The sequence below is a fragment of the Aeromonas ichthyocola genome (genome assembly GCF_046087985.1).
GTDB lineage: Bacteria > Pseudomonadota > Gammaproteobacteria > Enterobacterales > Aeromonadaceae > Aeromonas > Aeromonas rivipollensis.
This window is the reverse complement of record NZ_JBJSWH010000002.1, coordinates 451,597-469,219: the sequence shown is the minus strand read 5'-3', so window position 1 is coordinate 469,219 and position 17,623 is coordinate 451,597. Positions and strand designations below refer to the sequence as shown.

The window sequence follows — 17,623 nt, the reverse complement described above, 5'->3', positions numbered from 1 at the left end:
AGTAGTTTCGAGATGAAAACGGACGCTGTGGTAGAACTTAAGGACGTCAACAAGTGGTACGGTGAGTTTCATGTGCTGCGCAACATCAATCTGCAGGTAGGCAGGGGGGAGAAGATCGTCATCTGCGGGCCCTCGGGCTCGGGCAAGTCCACCATGATCCGCTGCATCAACCGGCTGGAGGAGCATCAGAGTGGTGACATCCTGGTCAAGGGCACGGCCCTGACCTCGGATCTCAAGAACATAGAGACGGTGCGCCGCGAGGTGGGCATGGTGTTCCAGCACTTCAATCTCTTTCCCCATCTGACGGTGCTGGAGAACTGCTGCCTGGCCCCCATCTGGGTCAAGCAGTTGCCGCGCAAGGAGGCCGAGGAGATCGCCATGACCTTTCTGCGCCGGGTCAGGATCCCGGAGCAGGCCCTCAAGTACCCGGGCCAGCTCTCCGGTGGCCAGCAGCAACGGGTCGCCATCGCCCGCAGTCTCTGCATGAATCCCCAGGTGATGCTGTTTGACGAGCCGACCTCGGCGCTGGATCCCGAGATGGTGCGCGAGGTGCTGGATGTGATGGTGGAGCTGGCCCACGAGGGGATGACAATGCTCTGCGTCACCCACGAGATGGGCTTTGCCAAGCAGGTAGCGGACAGGGTGATCTTCATGGACCGCGGCCAGATCATCGAGGAGAACGTGCCGGACCAGTTCTTCGACCATCCCCAGTCGGAGCGGACCAAGCTGTTTCTCTCCCAGATCCTGCAGCACTGATGCTGCGGGTCAGACGCGGCCCGTCCCATGGAAAATAGCCCGCACGCTCGGTGAGCGGCGGGCAAAGACATGCATGAAAGCAGACTACAAACGGAAAGGAGTATGTCAGCCCGGCAACAGGGTGGTGGTGCGCAGATCGCGCACGGCCAGATTGATCTGCCGGGCCAGGCTCAGCGCCTGACGGCAGTCCAGCGTCTTCACATTTATGACTCCCCCTTGAAACTCGAATCGTCCCAGTGCCTCGACCATGAAGCTGCCGTGATGGAAGCTTTTGATATAGCGGGCAATTCGACGAGGAGACAACTGCTTGAACACCTTCATGGCAAGACACCCTGTTGTTTGGACAGGGCACACTATGCCGCCTCACCGTGACACTGATGTGACACTTTATAAAGGTTTGTATGAATCCTTGTTATGGCGGGCTGGCGTCCTGTTCCCGGCGTTGAAAAAGTAGTGCCGCCCCTGGCCCCGGCCCCGATATACTGCGGCCATCGCAGGTTGGACAAAGGTGCCGCACGTGGAGTGGGTGGACGTAGTAGACGAGCATGACAGGGTGATCGGGGTGGCCGAGCGCGCCCGGGTGCGTCAGGAAAATTTGCGCCATCGCGCCAGTTACATCCTGGTGCTCGATGAGGCCGGTCGAATCCTGGTGCAGCGGCGCACCCCGAGCAAGGATTTCTGCCCCGGCATGCTGGATGCCTGCGCCGGTGGCGTGGTGACCACTGGGGAGGCGATGGAGCCTTCCGCCCGGCGCGAGCTGGCCGAGGAGCTGGGTATCTTTGATGTGCCCCTGCACGACTTCGGCACCTTCTACGCCGAGGGGGAGGCGAGCGGGGGAGGCTATCGGGTCTGGGGCGGTCTGTTCAGTTGCCAGTATCAGGGGCCGCTGCAACTCCAGGCGGAGGAGGTGAGCGAGGTGCACTGGATGAGCCTGGCCGAGATAGCCGAGCGGGCCGCCGAGTTCACGCCGGATTCCCTCCTCGCCATCGCAACCTGGCAGGCACGGCGGCACGGGTGAGGCAGCGATGTGAGACGTCGAGTTCACCCTGGGTTTCCTGCTCGCCATCGCCACCTGGCAGGCGCGGCGATCGCAATAAGGGCGAGGTGCGGGCGGCGACAGGAGAGCCGGTGTCGTCTCTTTCCGGGTTGGAGTAGACTGGGCCTCTTTCAGTCACTTAAGGACGAGACAACATGATCACGGTCGGACAATCCCTGCCTGCGGGGGAATTTACCTTTATCACCGCCGAGGGCAAGCAGGTACAGGATATCCAGGCCCTGTTTGCGGGCAAGAAGGTGGTGCTGTTCGCGGTGCCGGGGGCCTTCACTCCCACCTGCTCCAACGCCCATCTGCCGGGCTATGTGGTGCTGGCGGACGAGTTTAAGGCCAAGGGCGTCGATGCCATTTGCTGCCTCTCGGTCAACGATGCCTTCGTGATGAAGGCATGGCAGGCAGCCCAGAATGCCGATGCCATCACCATGCTGGCGGATGGCGACGGTAGCTGGACCCGGGCCCTGGGCCTTGCCAAGGAGACAGGCGCCTTCGGCGGCCTGCGTGCCCAGCGCTTTGCCCTGATCGCCAATGATGGTGTGGTCGAGCAGCTGTTCGTGGAGGCTCCCGGCAAGTTCGAGGTGTCGGATGCCGAGAGTCTGCTGGCCGCCTTGTGAATTGTTAATCATCGTTTGATTTCAGCTTGAAATAGCAAGGCGGCTCGCTACACTGAGCCACCTTTGGATGGAGCCAGGCTGACCCCTGGCTCTCGTGTTTGCAGCCGATGAGATGGAAGAATATGACCCTGGCTTTTGTTGCCCTGATTGCCGGACTGGCGTTGCTGGTCTGGAGTGCGGATAAATTTGTGGATGGCGCCGCCGCCACCGCCCGTTATGCCGGCATGCCGCCGCTCTTGATCGGCATGGTGATCATCGGTTTTGGTACCTCGGCCCCCGAGATGGTGGTCTCGGCCCTGGCATCCATGCAGGGTAACCCGGGCCTGGCCCTGGGCAATGCCTATGGCTCCAACATCACCAACATCGCCCTCATTCTCGGTCTGACAGCCCTCATCAGCCCCATCGCCGTCTCCTCCCAGGTGGTGCGCAAGGAGATCCCCATACTGCTCGGCATCACCCTGCTGACCGGTGCCTTGCTCATCGATGGTCACCTGGGGCGTGGCGACGCCCTCATTTTGGGTGGCGTCTTTATCGTACTGCTGGGCTGGTCCATCTGGACCGGGATCAAGGGCAAGGGAGACGCCCTGGACGCCGATGTGAATGTGGAGATCGACAGCGAAGCCATGCCGCTCAAGAAGGCCATCTTCTGGTTGATCGTGGGCCTGGTTCTCCTGGTCGGCGCTTCACGCCTGCTGGTGTGGGGCGCCGTGACCATAGCCCAGGCATTCGGCATCAGCGACCTGGTCATCGGTCTGACCATAGTGGCGGTGGGCACCTCGCTGCCTGAGCTCGCCTCTTCCCTGATGGCCATCAAGAAGAAGGAGCACGATCTGGCCCTCGGCAACGTGCTCGGCTCCAACCTGTTCAACACCCTGGCGGTGGTCGGCATCGCCGCCGGCATAGCGCCCCTGGATGTGGATCCTGCGGTGCTCTCTCGCGACTGGAGTCTGATGATGGGGCTGACCCTGCTGCTGCTGGTGATGTGCCTGGGCCGCAAGGGACAGGGCCGCATCAACAGGGTGGAAGGGGGCATCTTGCTCTGCATCTTCGTCGCCTATACAGGTTGGCTGTTGACCAGCCAGTTCTGATGCAGGCACGACGATACACACAAGAAGGGGAGCCCATGGCTCCCCTTCTCTATATTTCTGGCGTGGTCAAAGCGTTCAGGCCACCGCCACCAGCTTCTGCTTCTGGGCGCTGTCCAGGATGAGGATGCTCGCCTTGGGGAAGAAGTTGAAGGTGGAGGCCGACGCCCAGGTGTAGGCCCCCATCACCCGGCCTATGACCAGCTCGCCGATGGCCAGATCCGGCAGCATGATGCCGTCGCGAATCACGTCCACGCTGTCGCAGGTGGGGCCGGAGAGCACGGCATTGTGCAGCGGGCCTTGGGCGTAGGGGGTGCTCACCGGGTAGGTGACGTGGTCATAGAGCTGACCGTTGTAGCTGCCGTAGAGGCCGTCATCCAGGTAGTACCAGATCTTGTCGCCGCGGTGGGCCTTGCCCATCACGCTGGACACCGAGGTCATGGCCGGTGCGCTGATGAAGCGGCCCGGCTCGGCGATCTTCTGCACAGTGGCGGGCAGCTTGGCCAGCGCTTCGCGGATCGGGGCGCAGAAGCCGTCGATGTCGAACTCGCCGCCGTCATAATCCACCGGGAAACCACCACCGATGTCCAGCACCCAGGGCTTGAGCCCCAGATCCCAGGCCTGCTCCATGATCTCGCGGCAGGCGTCTATGGCCTGCACGTGGCGACGGGCGTGGGGCACCTGGGAGCCGACGTGGAACGACAGCCCCATCACCTTGATCCCCTTGGCCTGGGCCAGTTGCAGCAGCGGCAGCGCCTGCTCCGGGGTGCAGCCGAACTTCTTGGAGAGATCGACCTTGGTCTCGGGATTCGGGAAGCTGACGCGCAGCAGCAGCTTGACCTCGTCCTTGTAGGGCAGGAACTTCTCCAGCTCCAGCGGGTTGTCATAGACGAACACTGTGCAGCCGAATTCCAGCGCATAACGGATGTCGCTGTCGCGCTTGATGGGATGGGTGTGAATGCAGCGTCCCGGGCGAACCCCTTGGCTGCGCACCAGATCCACTTCGCCATTGGTGGCCAGATCGAAACAGGCCCCCTCTTCCTTCAAGACAGAGACCACGGCCTCATGGGGCAGGGGCTTGAGTGCATAATGCAAGCGCACATCGGGCAGGGCCGCGGCCAGGGCCCGATACTGTTTGCGGACGGCTGCCTTGTCGAGCAGCAGCAGGGGGGAGCCAAATTGTTCAACCAGCTGACGGTAATCTTGTGCGACCAGGGTCTCGTTCATTCTCTTTTGATCATCCTTAGGGGGCGTGATATGCCCAAGCCATATGCGATTGAACCGGCGACGGCCGGCTCAGGCGAGTGGTCCGGAGGGACCGACCAGGCACAATGCATAACTCCCTTGCAAAGTGCTTAGTTATGCGCGGGATTATCGACTTATTGAGTTTGTGTGCAAGCATTTTGATTGGATATGTTGGCAAGTATTTCTGGTCGAGACGAAACATCATCTTGATATGGGGCAGTCTGCCCCAGCCGGTGCGCGCCATTGGCAGAGAAGTCCTCATAAGTCATTGATAGTTAACGAACATTTAACATGTGTTCCGCTCATGGTCGGGGCAGAAAAAAGCGGCGCTGAGGCTGGCCGAGTGGGAGACAGCTCACATTTTTTGGATTAACATGCCCGCTTCCTAATCCAAACTAGTTCGGATGAAGGTAGCAGGAGAGCGATGGGGGACCATCCACCGAAGAAGTGAATCTTTCAGGTACCGGGCAACCGGTGTGGACTGCTACTGGACGATACTCTGGAGAGACCCGTTAGATCGGGCGCCGAAGGAGCAAGGCACCATGATGACCCGCAAGGGCTGGCTGGTGCCGGAAACTCTCAGGCAAAAGGACAGAGGGGATGGGATGGTTGTACCTGAGCTTGGAACTGTTCACGATCTGTAACGAGAGGCCGTCAGCAAGGTAAAGAGCAGCGCAGGAACTGGAGCGTATAGACATACGTGAGGATTCCGAGCAGCGCATGAGCCTTGATCACGACCTCGCAGTAAGAGTGTGAACATGTTCTTGGCCCGCATCCGATCGCCTCTGGGGATCGCGACACCTATGGGAAGATCATCCTTCTCCTCCTTAATCGTTGTTTTTTAAGGAGGATGCATGTCATCAATTCAATCGGCGCTCGCCGCCATCGATAGCTTTGTCTGGGGGCCGCCCCTGCTGATCCTGCTGGTCGGGACCGGTATCTATCTCACCCTGCGTCTGGGTCTGCTTCAGGTGGTGCGCTTGCCGCTCGCCCTCAAGCTGGTCTTTGGCCGGGATCAGGGCCAGGGCAAGCAGGGGGATGTCTCCAGCTTCGCCGCCCTCTGCACCGCGCTCTCCGCCACTATTGGTACCGGCAACATCGTCGGGGTTGCCACCGCCATCAAGCTCGGCGGCCCCGGCGCCCTGTTCTGGATGTGGATGGCGGCCCTGTTCGGCATGGCCACCAAGTACGCCGAGTGCCTGCTGGCGGTCAAGTATCGCGAGCAGGATGCCAATGGCCAGATGGCAGGCGGCCCCATGTACTATCTGGAGAAGGGGCTCGGCTCCAAGCCGCTGGCCAAGCTGTTTGCCCTGTTTGGCATAGGTGTCGCCTTCTTCGGCATCGGTACCTTCCCCCAGGTCAACGCCATCTCAGACGCCATGAGCCTCTCCTTCTCGGTGCCCCGTGAGGCGACCGCCGTGGTGCTGACCCTGATAGTGGCCCTGGTGACCCTGGGGGGTATCCAGTCCATCTCCAGCGTGTCGAGCAAGGTGGTGCCCTTCATGGCCATCTTCTACATACTCGCCTGTGCCGGCGTGCTGGTGAACAACGCCAGCGCGCTGCCCGATGCCGTCATGCTGGTGATCGAGAGCGCCTTTACCGGCCATGCGGCCACCGGCGGTTTCGTCGGGGCCGGCATCATGCTGGCGATCCAGTCCGGGGTAGCGCGCGGGGTCTTCTCCAACGAGTCGGGGCTGGGCTCTGCTCCCATAGCCGCGGCGGCGGCCAAGACGGACTCCTGCGTGGAGCAGGGGCTGGTCTCCATGACAGGCACCTTCATCGACACCATCATCATCTGTACCATGACCGGTCTGACTCTGGTGGTGACAGGGGTGTGGAGCGGGGACTTGAGCGGCGCCGCCATGACCAGCCAGGCCTTTGCCCAGGGGCTGGATGCCCACATAGGTCAGTATCTGGTGAGCATAGGACTGCTGTTCTTCGCCTTTACCACCATCCTCGGCTGGAACTACTACGGCGAGCGCTGCACCGAGTATCTGTTCGGGGTCAAGGCGATCAAGCCCTATCGCCTCATCTATCTGGTGCTGGTGGCGAGCGGTGCCTTCCTCCATCTGGACATGATTTGGCTCCTGGCCGACATAGTCAACGGCCTGATGGCGGTGCCGAACCTCATCGGCCTCATCGGCCTGCGTCACGTGGTGATCGCCGAGACCCGGGCCTACTTCAGCCGGGACCAGGACACAGGGTCGGAGCCCGAGCCGCAGACGGCCTGAACCCCCCACCTTCCACGTTCGCCTTGAAAAGAACAAGCCACGACTCGGGTCGTGGCTTTTTTGTGCGCGGCGTTATTTCCATGGACGGGCGTTTTCCCTCTCCCTCCGGGAGAGGGTCAGGGTGAGGGAGATAGCCCCTCGCTCAGCAGGCTATCCAGGCGTGCTCGCACCTTGTCCACCAAGGCCTGGTCGCCACCGCGCCAGCCAATGCAGTTTGCCAGCGTGGTGGAGGTTCCTGCCATGAAACGCAGCTCCCCGCCCGCCAGCTCGTAGAAGCGACTCGCCATCCGGGTGCCCTCGTCCACATCCCCCGCCACCAGCAGCATTGCCTGAGCCAGCACGGCGCCGCCATGATCCTGGCCCGGCGCCAGCCAGCGTTGGGCTGTGCCGGTGACCTTGCGACCCCCGATCACCAGATTGTACTGGCCGTCGCAAAAGGATCCGGGCACGAAGTCATAGCTCCCCTCAAGGCCATGCTCCGCCAGCAGGGCCAGCAGCGGCGCCCCCAGCAGTCGGTAGTAGTGGCCAAGATCCGTGGCGGTACGGGGCAGCAGCAGGGAGAGGTTGAGGATGCCGGCCCCGTGGGGCACTGCGGTGCCGCCGCTGTCACGCACATGAACGGGCCAGCCTTCGGCGGCTAGCTGCTCGCAGGCCACCTGATAGCGGGGCAGACGCATGTCCTTGCGGGTGACAATCAGGCACTGGGGCGCCTGCCAGAGGTGGGCGCGGGGCAGGCCGTCATGGGCACAGTCCCGCAGCCAGCGCTGCTCCTCGGCCAGTATCTGATCCGGGGTGTGGCGGGTGGGCAGGGGGGGAAGCAGGGTATAGGGCATCAAGGGCATCCTGAGCAGAGGCTGCCCTGCACAGTACCCGGGGCGGTAAACAAGGTAAAGCCCCGTACAGCGGGGCGCTACCTGTTTGTTGACGAGAGAGTCAGGCCTGCGCGGCGGCGCGCTTGGGCAGCAGCAGGTTCATCACTATGGCGGTGATACCGCCGGTGGCGACGCCGTAGGAGAGCACGCTCCTGGCCAGCTCCGGCAGGTGTTGCAGCACCTCCGGCACTTGCGCGACCCCCAGCCCCATGGCGAGCGACACCGCCAGTATCATCAGGGCGCGGCGGTCGAGCTCCTCGCGGGAGATGATGCGCACCCCGGCCGCGGCTATGGTGCCGAACATGACGATGGTGGCACCACCCAGCACGGGTTCGGGGATCTGCTGCACCAGGCTGGCGACCGCCGGGAAGAGGCCGAGCAGGGCCAGCATGGCGGCGATGAAGAGGCCGACGTGGCGGCTGGCGACCCCGGTCAGCTGGATGACGCCATTGTTCTGGGCGAAGGTGGACATGGGGAAGGTGGAGAAGAGAGCCGCCAGCATGGAGTTGGCGCCGTCGGCCAGCACGCCCCCCTTGATCCGCGCCATGTAGACGGGCCCGTCCAGCGGCTCGCCAGAGATGTCCGAGGTGGCTGTCATGTCGCCTATGGCCTCCAGCGCCGTCACCACGAAGATGATGGCGAGCGGCACAAACAGCTGCCAGTCAAAGCCGATGCCGTAGTGAAGCGGAATGGGCACCATCACCAGGGGGCCCTCGAAGGTGGGAGGGCTGACCTTGCCCAGCAGCAGGGCGACGGCGTAGCCCGTCAGCATGGCAATCATGATGGCGGAGAGGCGCAGCCAGGGGTTGCGGCTGCGCTGCAACAGTACGATGAGGCCGAGCACCAGCAGGGAGAGGAAGAGGTTGCTGTGGCTGGCGAAGCTGCCGTCAGAGAGGGCCGCATAACCGCCCCCCATGCTGATGAGGCCTACCTTGATCAGGGTCAGGCCGATGAGCAGCACCACTATGCCGGTCACCAGGGGGGTAATGATGCGCTTGACCAGATGGAGGAAGCGACTCATCACCACTATGGTGAGGGCCGCCGCCAGCATGGTGCCAAACAGGGTGCCCAGCAGATCCTCGGTGGGCATGGCGGCCTGTTTGAGGGCGAGACCGGAGGCGATGATGGGGCCGAGGAAGTTGAAGCTGGTGCCCTGCACCGAGAGCAGGCCCGAGCCGAGGGGGCCGAAGCGGCGGGTCTGGATGAAGGATGCGATGCCGGACATGACCAGAGACATGGAGACTATGTAGCGGGTGTCGGCGGCCGGGAGGCCCAGGGCATTGGCGATGATGAGGGGCGGGGTGATGATGGCGACAAACATGGCGAGCATGTGCTGCAGGGCGGCGAACAGGGTCTGGGGCAGGGGTGGGACTTCGTCGATGCCGTAGATGAGTTCGCTGTGGGCTCGCCTGGGGGGGTGGGTCTCTGGGGTCGCGCGCACGGCGGCAGCCTGTTCCATAAATACCTCTAAGTGTGGGGAGGGGGAGAAAATTGGGCGCTATTCTAGTGGCTGAGTCTGGGCTGACCAGCGCTAATTGGAGCAATAAAGGGTTTATTTTTCGATGGGTTGAAACGTTTGCGCGCGGCGATTATGATCCGCCGGTTTGTGTGAGGCAGTTCTCGTTATAAATAGGGGACATGCTGATGCATCCAGGGAGGGACGGTGTAGAATGAGCCCTCAGTTGTAAAATGGAGGCTCTGGATGCTGAAGCTGTCGGAGTTCTGGAGTGCCCGTGCCCACTCCGAAGATTTCACCCTGACCCGCATGGGCTTTATGACGGTGCGTCTGCGCCTGCTCACCTGCCTGCTGATGGTGGGGCTGCCCGCCTGGGCGCTGGTGGATTGGCTGACCCTGCCCGCCACCCAGTTTGACGAACTGTTTCAGGTCAGGATCTTCTGCCTGCTGGCCCTCTCTCCCCTGATCCCTCTTTCGTATCTCATCCACTTCAAGCGCGAACGCATGAGGCTGGCGCTGGGCTACCTGATGGCGGTGATGATGCTGTTCTCCCTCATCTGTCTGCACAGCTTCGGGACGGATCAGGAGCTGCAGGCTGGCTACATGGCCTTCCCCTATCTGCTCATCAGCCTGTTTGCCATCTTCCCCATACCGCTCTCCCTCAGCCTGCAACTGGCGGGGGGCATTCTGATCACCATGCTGGCGGGCAACTGGCTGCTGGTGGGCCAGCCGCTGCTGAGCGTGCAGACCCTCAACCAGGTCTGGCTGCTGGGGCTCTTCACGGTGGCGAGTGCCTGGGTGCAGTGCGGCCAGCTCAACATGCTGCTGCAGCTCTATCGGGAGTCCACCACGGACGAGCTGACCGGCATGATGAACCGCCGTCTGCTGATGAAACGGCTCGAGAAGGCCAGGGTCACCATGATCCGCAAGCAGGCATCCTTTGCCGTGCTGCTGCTGGATCTGGACAGATTCAAGCGCATCAATGACAGCTTCGGCCATCTGGCGGGGGATGCCGTGCTCAAGGAGGTGGCGGCGACCCTGGCGGAGCAGCTGGAGCCCGGCATGGTGCTCGGTCGCTACGGTGGCGAGGAGTTTGCCATTCTGCTGCCCAACTGCGCCGATCTGGCCCAGGCGAAACGGGTCGCCGAGCGACTGAGGGTAGCGGTGGAGGCGCGGCTGGTGAAGAGCCCGACGTCGGATGAGCTGCTGGAGGTGACGGTGAGCATAGGCCTGACCCTGTCCCTGCGCGGGGAGAGCGTCGAGGAGCTGCTCAACCGGGCGGACGAGTGCCTCTACATGGCCAAGATGGCGGGGCGCAACTGCGTGGTGGGCGAGCTGGCGAAGATGCCGGACCAGCCCGGACCCACAAAGACGGATGCCGCCTGAGGGCGGCATCTTGTCTGGTGGCTATATCAGTTCAGCCGGTACTTGCCTGACAACTGCTGGGCCAGCAGCTTGAACATGTTGAACACCGCCATTGTCTTGCCGGTCGGGGTGCCATCCTCGGCCAGGAAGAACTCCCCCTTGAACACCAGGATCTCCCCCTTCTGCTCCACCGAATCGGCACGCATGCCGTGGATGAAGTCTTCGTGGCTCTTGATGATGCCGTTGGCCATCTCCAGCAGGGCAGTCTCGGTGATCAGCTCTTTTTGTGGTTGCATGTGCGTCTCCTTAAACGACTACTGGCAGGGCGTGGTGTGCCCCGCCGCTGATTGAAGAGGCGGTTAGCATACTGCAAGGGGGGATTTTCTGTCATTGATATGACCCCGCTTTTTGCCCGGCTGCGGGCAGCCGTCACCCCATCACCAGATTCTTGAGCCAGTGACGCTGGCGGATCCTGCGCTGCACCAGCAGCACCTTGCACAGCTCCTCCAGCAGCACCACGGCCACCACCCAGGAGAGGGGCCAGCCCAGCAGGCTGACTGCCACCCAGGCGAGCGGCAGGCCTATGCACCACATGGCGACTATGTCGATGAAGATGCTGTAGTTCACGTCCCCCCCCGAGCGCAGCACCCCGACTATGCCCACCATGTTGAACACCTTGAGCAACATGCCGAGGCACATGATGGCAAGCACCTGGCCCGCTTCTCCCATCAGTTCGCCCGGCAGGTTGCCGACCCACTGCAGCAGGTTGGTCTGCAGCAGCCAGACGGCTATCCCCACCAGCAGGGCGCCTATGGGGGCGAGCAGCAGGAACAGCTGGGAGTGCTGCCAGGCCGCCTCGTACTCCTCGGCCCCGAGCCGGTGGCCGAGCAGGGTGGAGCAGGCCACCGCCAGCCCGAAGAAGAGGGAGATGAGGATGCTCTCCAGGGTGCCAAGGGTGGTCATGATGGCCAGCGAATCCGTGCCGAGGTGGGCATAGAGGAAGCCGTAGAGCAGCATGCCGAAGGCCCAGAGCCCGTCGTGGAACAAGAGCGGCAGGGCGATCAGGGTGAAGCGCACCACCTCCTTGCGCCGAAAGGCGTCCCACCAGTCCTGTTTGCGCGGCACCAGCCGGGGCTCCTGGCGCCACACATAGGCAAGCAGCAGCGCCGTCTGCAGCAGCCGTGAAATCGTGGTGCCCCAGGCCGAGCCCGCGACCCCCATGGCCTCGAAGCCGAAGTTGCCGAAGATGAGGGCGTAGTTGAGGATGACGTTGGCGATGATGGCAATGATGCCGATCCGGGTCGGCGCCGCCGCGTTGCCCACGGAGCGCAGGGCCGCCTCCAGGGGCACGACTATGGCGGTACAGAGGATGGTGGCACCTGTGATCATCAAAAACTCGTCGGCCAGCAGGCGCAGCGCGGGATCCTGGCTGGCAAAGCCGAGCACGCTGCCCGGCGAGAGCACATAGATGAGGGCAAACGGCAGGCTCACCAGCAGGGCGCCCACCAGGGCCAGCGCCAGGGAGCGGCGTACCCCGGCCAGCTCGCCCCGGCCATAGTATTGCGCCGCCAACACCGAGACCCCGCCAGAGAGCCCCGCTATCACCAGCAGATTGAAGAAGAAGACCCGGTTACCCAAGCCGACCGCCGCCACAGCCGTGGTGCCAAGCTGGCTCACCATCATGATGTCGATGAGTCCGAGCAGGGAGAACATCATGGATTGCAGCGACACCGGCAGGGCCAGTCGCCACAGTCGGGTCATGAACTCACGATCGGTGGTTTGTTTTAAAATCGCTTGCCAATAATTCATTTATGTTAACCGGGTATGTGAAAAGCAAGGTTTGTCATGGGTATGATAGGGGCTGATACGAGTGGCTTCACTGTGAGCATCTCTCGGCTTTCTTGTTCAAAACTATCATATTGAGGCGTTATGGCATTTGTCAGCGAGTGTCTTGAGATAGCTCCCGGCTGCGAGGAGCGGATGCTGGGGCGCGAAGGCCTGCCCCTGCTGGGGGAGGCGGGCATCTTCCTGACCGGCCTCTCCCGCTTGCGGGATCACTACCTCATTCGCCGCAACAGACCCGAATTTCACATCCTGATGGTGAGCCACGACGAGGGAGGGGCACTGCTGACGGAGCAGGGGGAGCAGCCCATCCCCGCGGGTTCGCTCATCTTTCTGCCGGCGGCCGTGCCGGGGGGGCTCAGGCTCATCGGCGAGCGCTGGCAGATCAGCTGGATCCTGCTCGATGACGTGCCGCGCTGGCAGCACCTGCACCGGCTCGGCCACCGCATCTGGCAGGGGGAGGAGGGGGAGCAGCTCTACCATCTGCTCAGCCTGATGCAGGGGGAAGGAGTGCGATCTCCCTTGCAGCCCCAGCTGCTCAGCCTGTTGCTGGCCCTGCTGGACCGCACCCTGCAAGGGGAGGTGCGCGGCACCCCTGAGCTCAGGCTGCAGGCGCTGTTTCGCCGGGTGGAGGCGCGCCTCGATGAGCCCTGGAGCGTGGCCCTGCTCGCCAGCCAGATGGCCTGCTCTGTGCCCCATCTGCATCGGCTCTGCCAGCAGGTGTTCGGCATGGGGCCCATGGCCTGGCTGACGGGGCTTCGAATGAACAAGGCGCGCCAGTTGCTGCTCTATACCAACTGGCCTCTTGGCGAGTTGGCGGCCCGGGTCGGATACAGTGACGGCGCCAACTTTGCGAACCGTTTTCGCCGCCTCACTGGTCAGACCCCCGGCGCCTTTCGTCGCCTGGGTCGCAAACCTGTTGCCACTGATGTGCAAACCCTTTGAAATTGTTGGCCCAAGCCCATAGGATCGGCGGGCCACACAGTCAAGGTAAGATCCATGTTTGAAGATAATAATCAGAAACGTCCCCTCTACATTCCCTACGCCGGCCCGGCCCTGCTGGAGACCCCGCTGCTCAACAAGGGCAGTGCCTTCACCAGCGAGGAGCGCAGCAGCTTCAATCTGGAAGGCCTGCTGCCCCAGAACATAGAGACCATAGAAGAGCAGGTGGAACGCGCCTATCGCCAGTTCATGGCGTTTGGCAACGACATGGACAAGCACATCTATCTGCGCAACATCCAGGACACCAACGAAACCCTGTTCTATCGCCTGCTGACCAACCACCTGACCGAGATGCTGCCGGTCATCTACACCCCGACCGTGGGCAAGGCGTGCGAGGAATTCTCCAACATCTACCGCCGTGCCCGCGGCCTCTTCATCTCCTATCCGGACAAGGACAGGATCGATGACATGCTGCAAAACGCCACCAAGCAGAACGTCAAGGTGATAGTGGTCACCGACGGCGAGCGGATCCTGGGGCTGGGGGATCAGGGCATAGGTGGCATGGGCATTCCCATCGGCAAGCTCTCCCTCTACACCGCCTGCGGCGGCATCTCCCCCGCCTACTGCCTGCCGGTGGTGCTGGACGTGGGCACCAACAACCAGCAACTGCTCAACGATCCCTTCTACATGGGCTGGCGCCACCCGCGCATCTCCGGGGAGGAGTACGACGAGTTCGTCGATGCCTTCATCCAGGCGGTCAAGCGTCGCTGGCCCGAGATCCTGCTGCAGTTCGAAGACTTCGCCCAGGGCAATGCCACCCCGCTGCTCAACCGCTACAAGGACGAGCTGTGCTGCTTCAACGATGACATTCAGGGGACAGCAGCCGTCACCCTGGGCAGCCTGATCGCCGCCTGCAAGGCCTCGGGGGCCAAGCTCTCCGAGAAGCGGGTCGCCTTCCTCGGCGCGGGCAGCGCCGGTTGCGGCATCGCCGAGCAGATAGTGGCGCAGATGAAGGCCGAAGGACTGAATGATGCCGAAGCTCGCGGCCGGGTCTTCATGGTGGACAGGTTCGGCCTCATCACCGACAAGATCCCCAACCAGCTCGACTTCCAGCGCAAACTCTCCCAGCCGCTGGAGCGGATCAAGGAGTGGCCGGTGGGGGACAACATCTCCCTGCTGGAGGTGATGGAACACGGTCGTCCCGACATCCTGATCGGGGTCTCGGGCCAGCCCGGCCTCTTCACCGAAGAGGTGGTCAAGACGATGCACAAGCACTGCAGCCGCCCCATCATATTCCCGCTCTCCAACCCCACCTCCCGGGTGGAGGCGACACCGGCGGATCTCATCCGCTGGACCGACGGCCAGGTGCTGGTGGCCACCGGCAGCCCGTTTGCACCGGTGGAGTACAAGGGCAAGCGCTACGTCATCGCCCAGTGCAACAACTCCTTCATCTTCCCGGGGATAGGCCTTGGTGTCATCGCCTCGGGCGCCACCCGGGTGACTGACGCCATGCTGATGTCAGCCAGCCGGGCGCTGGCGGAGTGCTCGCCGCTGGTGAAGGGAGAGGAGGGCTCCTTGCTGCCGGATCTGGCGGATATCCATCGGGTGTCCCGCTACATCGCCAAGATGGTGGCCAAGACCGCCATGCTGCAGGGCAAGGCGGTGCAGACCCCCGATGATGTGATAGACCAGGCCATAGAGGCGAACTTCTGGCGGCCGGAATACCGCCGCTATCGTCGCACTTCGTTCTGAGCGAAGAGGCCGCAAAAGCAGAAGGGATGCGCAAGCATCCCTTTTTTTGTGCACGGCAGAGGCGGATGAGGGGTTATTGTGCCGGCTGCTCGGCAGCGGGTTCGGCCACGGGCTCGGTGGCCGCTGGTGCGGCGGCCTGCACGCCGGTCACCCGGATCTCGACCCGGCGATCCGGTGCCAGGCAGTCGATGAGGGCGGCTCTCGCCTTGACGTCATCGCACTGGGTGCCGGTGACCGGATTGCTCTCGCCATTGCCCTGGATGCTCACCTTGTCGGCGGGCAGGCCCTTGCCGATCAGGAAGTTGGCGACCGTGCTGGCGCGGGCCTCGGACAGCGCCAGGTTGTTGGCATCCGAGCCGATGCGGTCGGTATAGCCCATCACCACGGCGTTGCCATCCTTGGGCTTGACGTCGACTATCTGCTGGTAGAGGTCGTCCAGGGCGGCCATGCCTTCCGGCTTGAGCTCGGCCTTGCCAAAGGCAAACAGCACATCAGAGCTCAGGTTGAAGGTCTGATCCACCGGCTCGGGCGGCGGCGGGGTCACCACCAGGGGGGCGGCCACCGGCACGGCGGCCACGGTGCGGTTGGGGTGCAGCACCAGCTCTATGGTGGCGGTGCTGATGTCGCTGACCCAGCGCTGGGTGCCGCTGCCCAGCTTGTCGTTGTCAGGATCGTCCCCGACCCGCACCAGATAGCGGTAGCGCGCCTGGATGTCGACCCAGTCGGTGAGCCTGGCGGTCAGCCCCAGACCCGCCAGGGGGGCCAGGTTGTCATCGCCGCCGTTGACGGAGTCGACGTGGTAGAGATAGCCGCCACCTTCGGCGAACACCGAGAAGATGTCGCCAAGGGGCAGTCTGCCTATCACCGACAGGGTGGCCCCCTGACTGTTGAAGTCGTTGCCGGCGATGTCCCAGTCACCGGTCGACAGATAGCCGAGTTCGGCGCCCAGGTTCTCGGTGAAGTTGTAGCCGACAAAGGCGTCGATGGCGGTGGCGTCCTTGTCGACATCCTGACTGAAATCATTGATGTCGTGGGCAATGGCCCAGCCTCCCCCAGCCCCTATATACCAGTCGTGAACAGGCGCCGCCTGGGCGGCACTCGCCGCCAATGCCAATGCAATCCACACGGGTTTCAGTCTTATGTTCATCGCGTATCCTCGTCGATGTTGGGTGTTATAGGGCTCCCAGCCCTTTGCTATGTATAGCCACCATTATGTATAGGCGATATGAGAGGTTTAACCACTTAAGTGGCGCATCTATATGGAGAATTTGTGAGGAAGCAGGCAAGTGTGGCGCCTTGGACGCCGCCTTGGGCTGGCGGGGAGGACAACAAAAAAAGGGGCCGTACGGCCCCCTTTTTTTTCAGGTGCGGATTGACCGCATTCAGCTGAACTTACTGTTTGACTTCCTGCACGCCGGTGACGCGCACTTCGACGCGACGATCCGGCGCCAGGCAGGCGATCAGCTCGTTCTTGCCCTTGACGCCGTCACACTGGGTGCCGGTGACCGGATTGGCTTCGCCATGGCCTTCGATGGCGACCTTGCCTGCCGGCAGACCCTTGCCGACCAGGAAGTCGGCCACGGTGCGGGCACGGGCTTCGGACAGCTTCTGGTTGTAGGCGTCAGAACCGATGCGGTCGGTATAACCTACCACCACGGCGCTGCCATCTTTCGGCTGAACGTCAACAATCTGCTGATACAGGGTGTTGAGGGCTGCAGTACCTTCCGGCTTCAGGGTGGATTTGCCGAAGGCAAACAGCACGTCAGAGCTCAGGGAGAAGTTCTTGTCGACCATGACAGGCTCGGGCTCGGCGACCACGGGGGCGACCACAGGTGCCACATAGGAGGTGCGGTTCGGGTGCATCACCAGTTCCAGGGTCGCGACGCTCATGTCGGTTTTCCAGGTCTTCTGCTCGTCACCCAGATCCCAGATGTAGCGGTAGCGGGCCTGCAGATCGATGAGGTCGGAGACCTTGGCGGTCAGACCCAGACCGGCCAGGGGCGAGGTGCCGTTGTCGCTCTCGCCATTGCCGTTGACATGGTTGAAGTAGGCACCGCCTTCGGCGAACACGGAGAAGATGTCACCCAGCGGCAGACGGGCAAGACCGGACAGGGTCGCGCCTTGGGTCTTGAAGTCGACGCCATCGACGCCACCCTTGCCGGCGTAGAGGTAGCCGAGCTCGGCCGCGTAGTAATCATTGAAGTTGTAACCGCCGAACAGGGAGATCGCGGTGGCGTCCTTGTCAGCATCCAGACCGAAGGAGTCCAGGTCATGGCCATAAGCCCAACCTGCACCCATACCTGTGTACCAGTCATCGGCCGCTTGGGCGGTGGAGGTTCCCATGGCTGCAATAGCCAGAGCAATCAGGGTTGGAGCCATTTTCATTTTCATCATTTTATCCTCGTTGAGTTG

General features: G+C 62.6%; 16 protein-coding genes and 1 riboswitch. Of the genes, 8 read left to right on the top strand and 8 right to left on the bottom strand.

The window, feature by feature from the left end; translation table 11 throughout:
- The first annotated feature begins 12 nt into the window (after positions 1-12).
- The gene (locus ACF2JD_RS06860; RefSeq protein ID WP_005328952.1) at positions 13-756 is read left to right on the top strand and encodes an amino acid ABC transporter ATP-binding protein; all 744 of its coding nucleotides are present in this window, start codon (positions 13-15) and stop codon (positions 754-756) included.
- Positions 757-861: 105 nt separating this feature from the next.
- Here the strand turns inward: ACF2JD_RS06860 and ACF2JD_RS06855 are convergent, their stop codons facing one another.
- Positions 862-1,077, bottom strand: a complete 216-nt coding sequence (locus tag ACF2JD_RS06855) for a DUF1107 family protein (protein WP_106886128.1) — start codon at positions 1,075-1,077, stop codon at positions 862-864.
- Between the two features lie 196 nt (positions 1,078-1,273).
- Here ACF2JD_RS06855 and yfcD point away from each other — a divergent pair, with 196 nt between their 5' ends.
- From yfcD to ACF2JD_RS06840, 3 genes are all read left to right on the top strand, one after another.
- On the top strand, positions 1,274-1,774 hold the full coding sequence (gene yfcD / locus ACF2JD_RS06850; RefSeq protein WP_163136585.1) for an NUDIX hydrolase YfcD: 501 nt from the start codon (positions 1,274-1,276) through the stop codon (positions 1,772-1,774).
- A 173-nt stretch (positions 1,775-1,947) separates the two neighbouring features.
- Positions 1,948-2,421, top strand: a complete 474-nt coding sequence (locus ACF2JD_RS06845) for a peroxiredoxin (protein WP_440987068.1) — start codon at positions 1,948-1,950, stop codon at positions 2,419-2,421.
- Positions 2,422-2,543: 122 nt separating this feature from the next.
- Positions 2,544-3,509 carry a calcium/sodium antiporter gene (locus ACF2JD_RS06840; protein ID WP_408818622.1) on the top strand — a complete coding sequence of 322 codons (966 nt, stop codon included), beginning with the start codon at positions 2,544-2,546 and terminating at the stop codon, positions 3,507-3,509.
- Between the two features lie 75 nt (positions 3,510-3,584).
- Here ACF2JD_RS06840 and ACF2JD_RS06835 read toward each other — a convergent pair whose 3' ends face one another.
- A complete protein-coding gene (locus tag ACF2JD_RS06835) occupies positions 3,585-4,733 on the bottom strand; it encodes a type III PLP-dependent enzyme (RefSeq protein WP_025327832.1) in 1,149 nt (382 codons plus the stop codon).
- A gap of 507 nt (positions 4,734-5,240) precedes the next feature.
- A riboswitch (glycine riboswitch) is annotated at positions 5,241-5,356 on the top strand.
- Between the two features lie 249 nt (positions 5,357-5,605).
- On the opposite strand from ACF2JD_RS06835, the gene ACF2JD_RS06830 reads away from it, so the two are divergent.
- Positions 5,606-6,982, top strand: coding sequence for an alanine/glycine:cation symporter family protein (locus ACF2JD_RS06830; RefSeq protein WP_408752538.1), 1,377 nt, complete (start codon positions 5,606-5,608; stop codon positions 6,980-6,982).
- Positions 6,983-7,098: 116 nt separating this feature from the next.
- Here the strand turns inward: ACF2JD_RS06830 and ACF2JD_RS06825 are convergent, their stop codons facing one another.
- Positions 7,099-7,815: a lipoyl protein ligase domain-containing protein gene (locus ACF2JD_RS06825; protein ID WP_440987067.1), complete on the bottom strand. Its 717-nt coding sequence runs from the start codon at positions 7,813-7,815 to the stop codon at positions 7,099-7,101.
- 100 nt (positions 7,816-7,915) lie between these two features.
- Positions 7,916-9,313, bottom strand: coding sequence for a solute carrier family 23 protein (locus ACF2JD_RS06820; protein ID WP_440987066.1), 1,398 nt, complete (start codon positions 9,311-9,313; stop codon positions 7,916-7,918).
- A gap of 243 nt (positions 9,314-9,556) precedes the next feature.
- On the opposite strand from ACF2JD_RS06820, the gene ACF2JD_RS06815 reads away from it, so the two are divergent.
- Positions 9,557-10,696, top strand: a complete 1,140-nt coding sequence (locus ACF2JD_RS06815) for a diguanylate cyclase (RefSeq protein ID WP_440987065.1) — start codon at positions 9,557-9,559, stop codon at positions 10,694-10,696.
- A gap of 26 nt (positions 10,697-10,722) precedes the next feature.
- Here ACF2JD_RS06815 and ACF2JD_RS06810 read toward each other — a convergent pair whose 3' ends face one another.
- Both ACF2JD_RS06810 and ACF2JD_RS06805 read right to left on the bottom strand, forming a co-directional pair.
- Positions 10,723-10,971 carry a DUF2498 family protein gene (locus ACF2JD_RS06810; RefSeq protein ID WP_025327828.1) on the bottom strand — a complete coding sequence of 83 codons (249 nt, stop codon included), beginning with the start codon at positions 10,969-10,971 and terminating at the stop codon, positions 10,723-10,725.
- 133 nt (positions 10,972-11,104) lie between these two features.
- The gene (locus ACF2JD_RS06805; RefSeq protein ID WP_408752535.1) at positions 11,105-12,484 is read right to left on the bottom strand and encodes an MATE family efflux transporter; all 1,380 of its coding nucleotides are present in this window, start codon (positions 12,482-12,484) and stop codon (positions 11,105-11,107) included.
- Between the two features lie 120 nt (positions 12,485-12,604).
- Between ACF2JD_RS06805 and ACF2JD_RS06800 the strand changes: the two genes are divergently transcribed.
- Positions 12,605-13,462, top strand: coding sequence for a helix-turn-helix transcriptional regulator (locus tag ACF2JD_RS06800; RefSeq protein WP_162520036.1), 858 nt, complete (start codon positions 12,605-12,607; stop codon positions 13,460-13,462).
- A gap of 54 nt (positions 13,463-13,516) precedes the next feature.
- Positions 13,517-15,211 carry an NAD-dependent malic enzyme gene (locus tag ACF2JD_RS06795; RefSeq protein WP_106886137.1) on the top strand — a complete coding sequence of 565 codons (1,695 nt, stop codon included), beginning with the start codon at positions 13,517-13,519 and terminating at the stop codon, positions 15,209-15,211.
- Between the two features lie 73 nt (positions 15,212-15,284).
- Here the strand turns inward: ACF2JD_RS06795 and ACF2JD_RS06790 are convergent, their stop codons facing one another.
- On the bottom strand, positions 15,285-16,358 hold the full coding sequence (locus ACF2JD_RS06790) for an OmpA family protein (RefSeq protein WP_440987064.1): 1,074 nt from the start codon (positions 16,356-16,358) through the stop codon (positions 15,285-15,287).
- A gap of 245 nt (positions 16,359-16,603) precedes the next feature.
- Positions 16,604-17,602, bottom strand: coding sequence for a porin OmpA (gene ompA / locus ACF2JD_RS06785; protein WP_106886139.1), 999 nt, complete (start codon positions 17,600-17,602; stop codon positions 16,604-16,606).
- Positions 17,603-17,623: the final 21 nt, after the last annotated feature.

Bases quoted from the DNA above. Each gene is read 5' to 3' on its own strand.
- ACF2JD_RS06860 (WP_005328952.1), top strand. From the start codon at position 13: ATGAAAACGGACGCTGTGGTAGAACTTAAGGACGTCAACAAGTGGTAC.
- ACF2JD_RS06855 (WP_106886128.1), bottom strand. From the start codon at position 1,077: ATGAAGGTGTTCAAGCAGTTGTCTCCTCGTCGAATTGCCCGCTATATC.
- ACF2JD_RS06845 (WP_440987068.1), top strand. From the start codon at position 1,948: ATGATCACGGTCGGACAATCCCTGCCTGCGGGGGAATTTACCTTTATC.
- ACF2JD_RS06840 (WP_408818622.1), top strand. From the start codon at position 2,544: ATGACCCTGGCTTTTGTTGCCCTGATTGCCGGACTGGCGTTGCTGGTC.
- ACF2JD_RS06835 (WP_025327832.1), bottom strand. From the start codon at position 4,733: ATGAACGAGACCCTGGTCGCACAAGATTACCGTCAGCTGGTTGAACAA.
- ACF2JD_RS06830 (WP_408752538.1), top strand. From the start codon at position 5,606: ATGTCATCAATTCAATCGGCGCTCGCCGCCATCGATAGCTTTGTCTGG.
- ACF2JD_RS06825 (WP_440987067.1), bottom strand. From the start codon at position 7,815: ATGCCCTATACCCTGCTTCCCCCCCTGCCCACCCGCCACACCCCGGAT.
- ACF2JD_RS06820 (WP_440987066.1), bottom strand. From the start codon at position 9,313: ATGGAACAGGCTGCCGCCGTGCGCGCGACCCCAGAGACCCACCCCCCC.
- ACF2JD_RS06815 (WP_440987065.1), top strand. From the start codon at position 9,557: ATGCTGAAGCTGTCGGAGTTCTGGAGTGCCCGTGCCCACTCCGAAGAT.
- ACF2JD_RS06810 (WP_025327828.1), bottom strand. From the start codon at position 10,971: ATGCAACCACAAAAAGAGCTGATCACCGAGACTGCCCTGCTGGAGATG.
- ACF2JD_RS06805 (WP_408752535.1), bottom strand. From the start codon at position 12,484: ATGAATTATTGGCAAGCGATTTTAAAACAAACCACCGATCGTGAGTTC.
- ACF2JD_RS06800 (WP_162520036.1), top strand. From the start codon at position 12,605: ATGGCATTTGTCAGCGAGTGTCTTGAGATAGCTCCCGGCTGCGAGGAG.
- ACF2JD_RS06795 (WP_106886137.1), top strand. From the start codon at position 13,517: ATGTTTGAAGATAATAATCAGAAACGTCCCCTCTACATTCCCTACGCC.
- ACF2JD_RS06790 (WP_440987064.1), bottom strand. From the start codon at position 16,358: ATGAACATAAGACTGAAACCCGTGTGGATTGCATTGGCATTGGCGGCG.
- ompA (WP_106886139.1), bottom strand. From the start codon at position 17,602: ATGAAAATGAAAATGGCTCCAACCCTGATTGCTCTGGCTATTGCAGCC.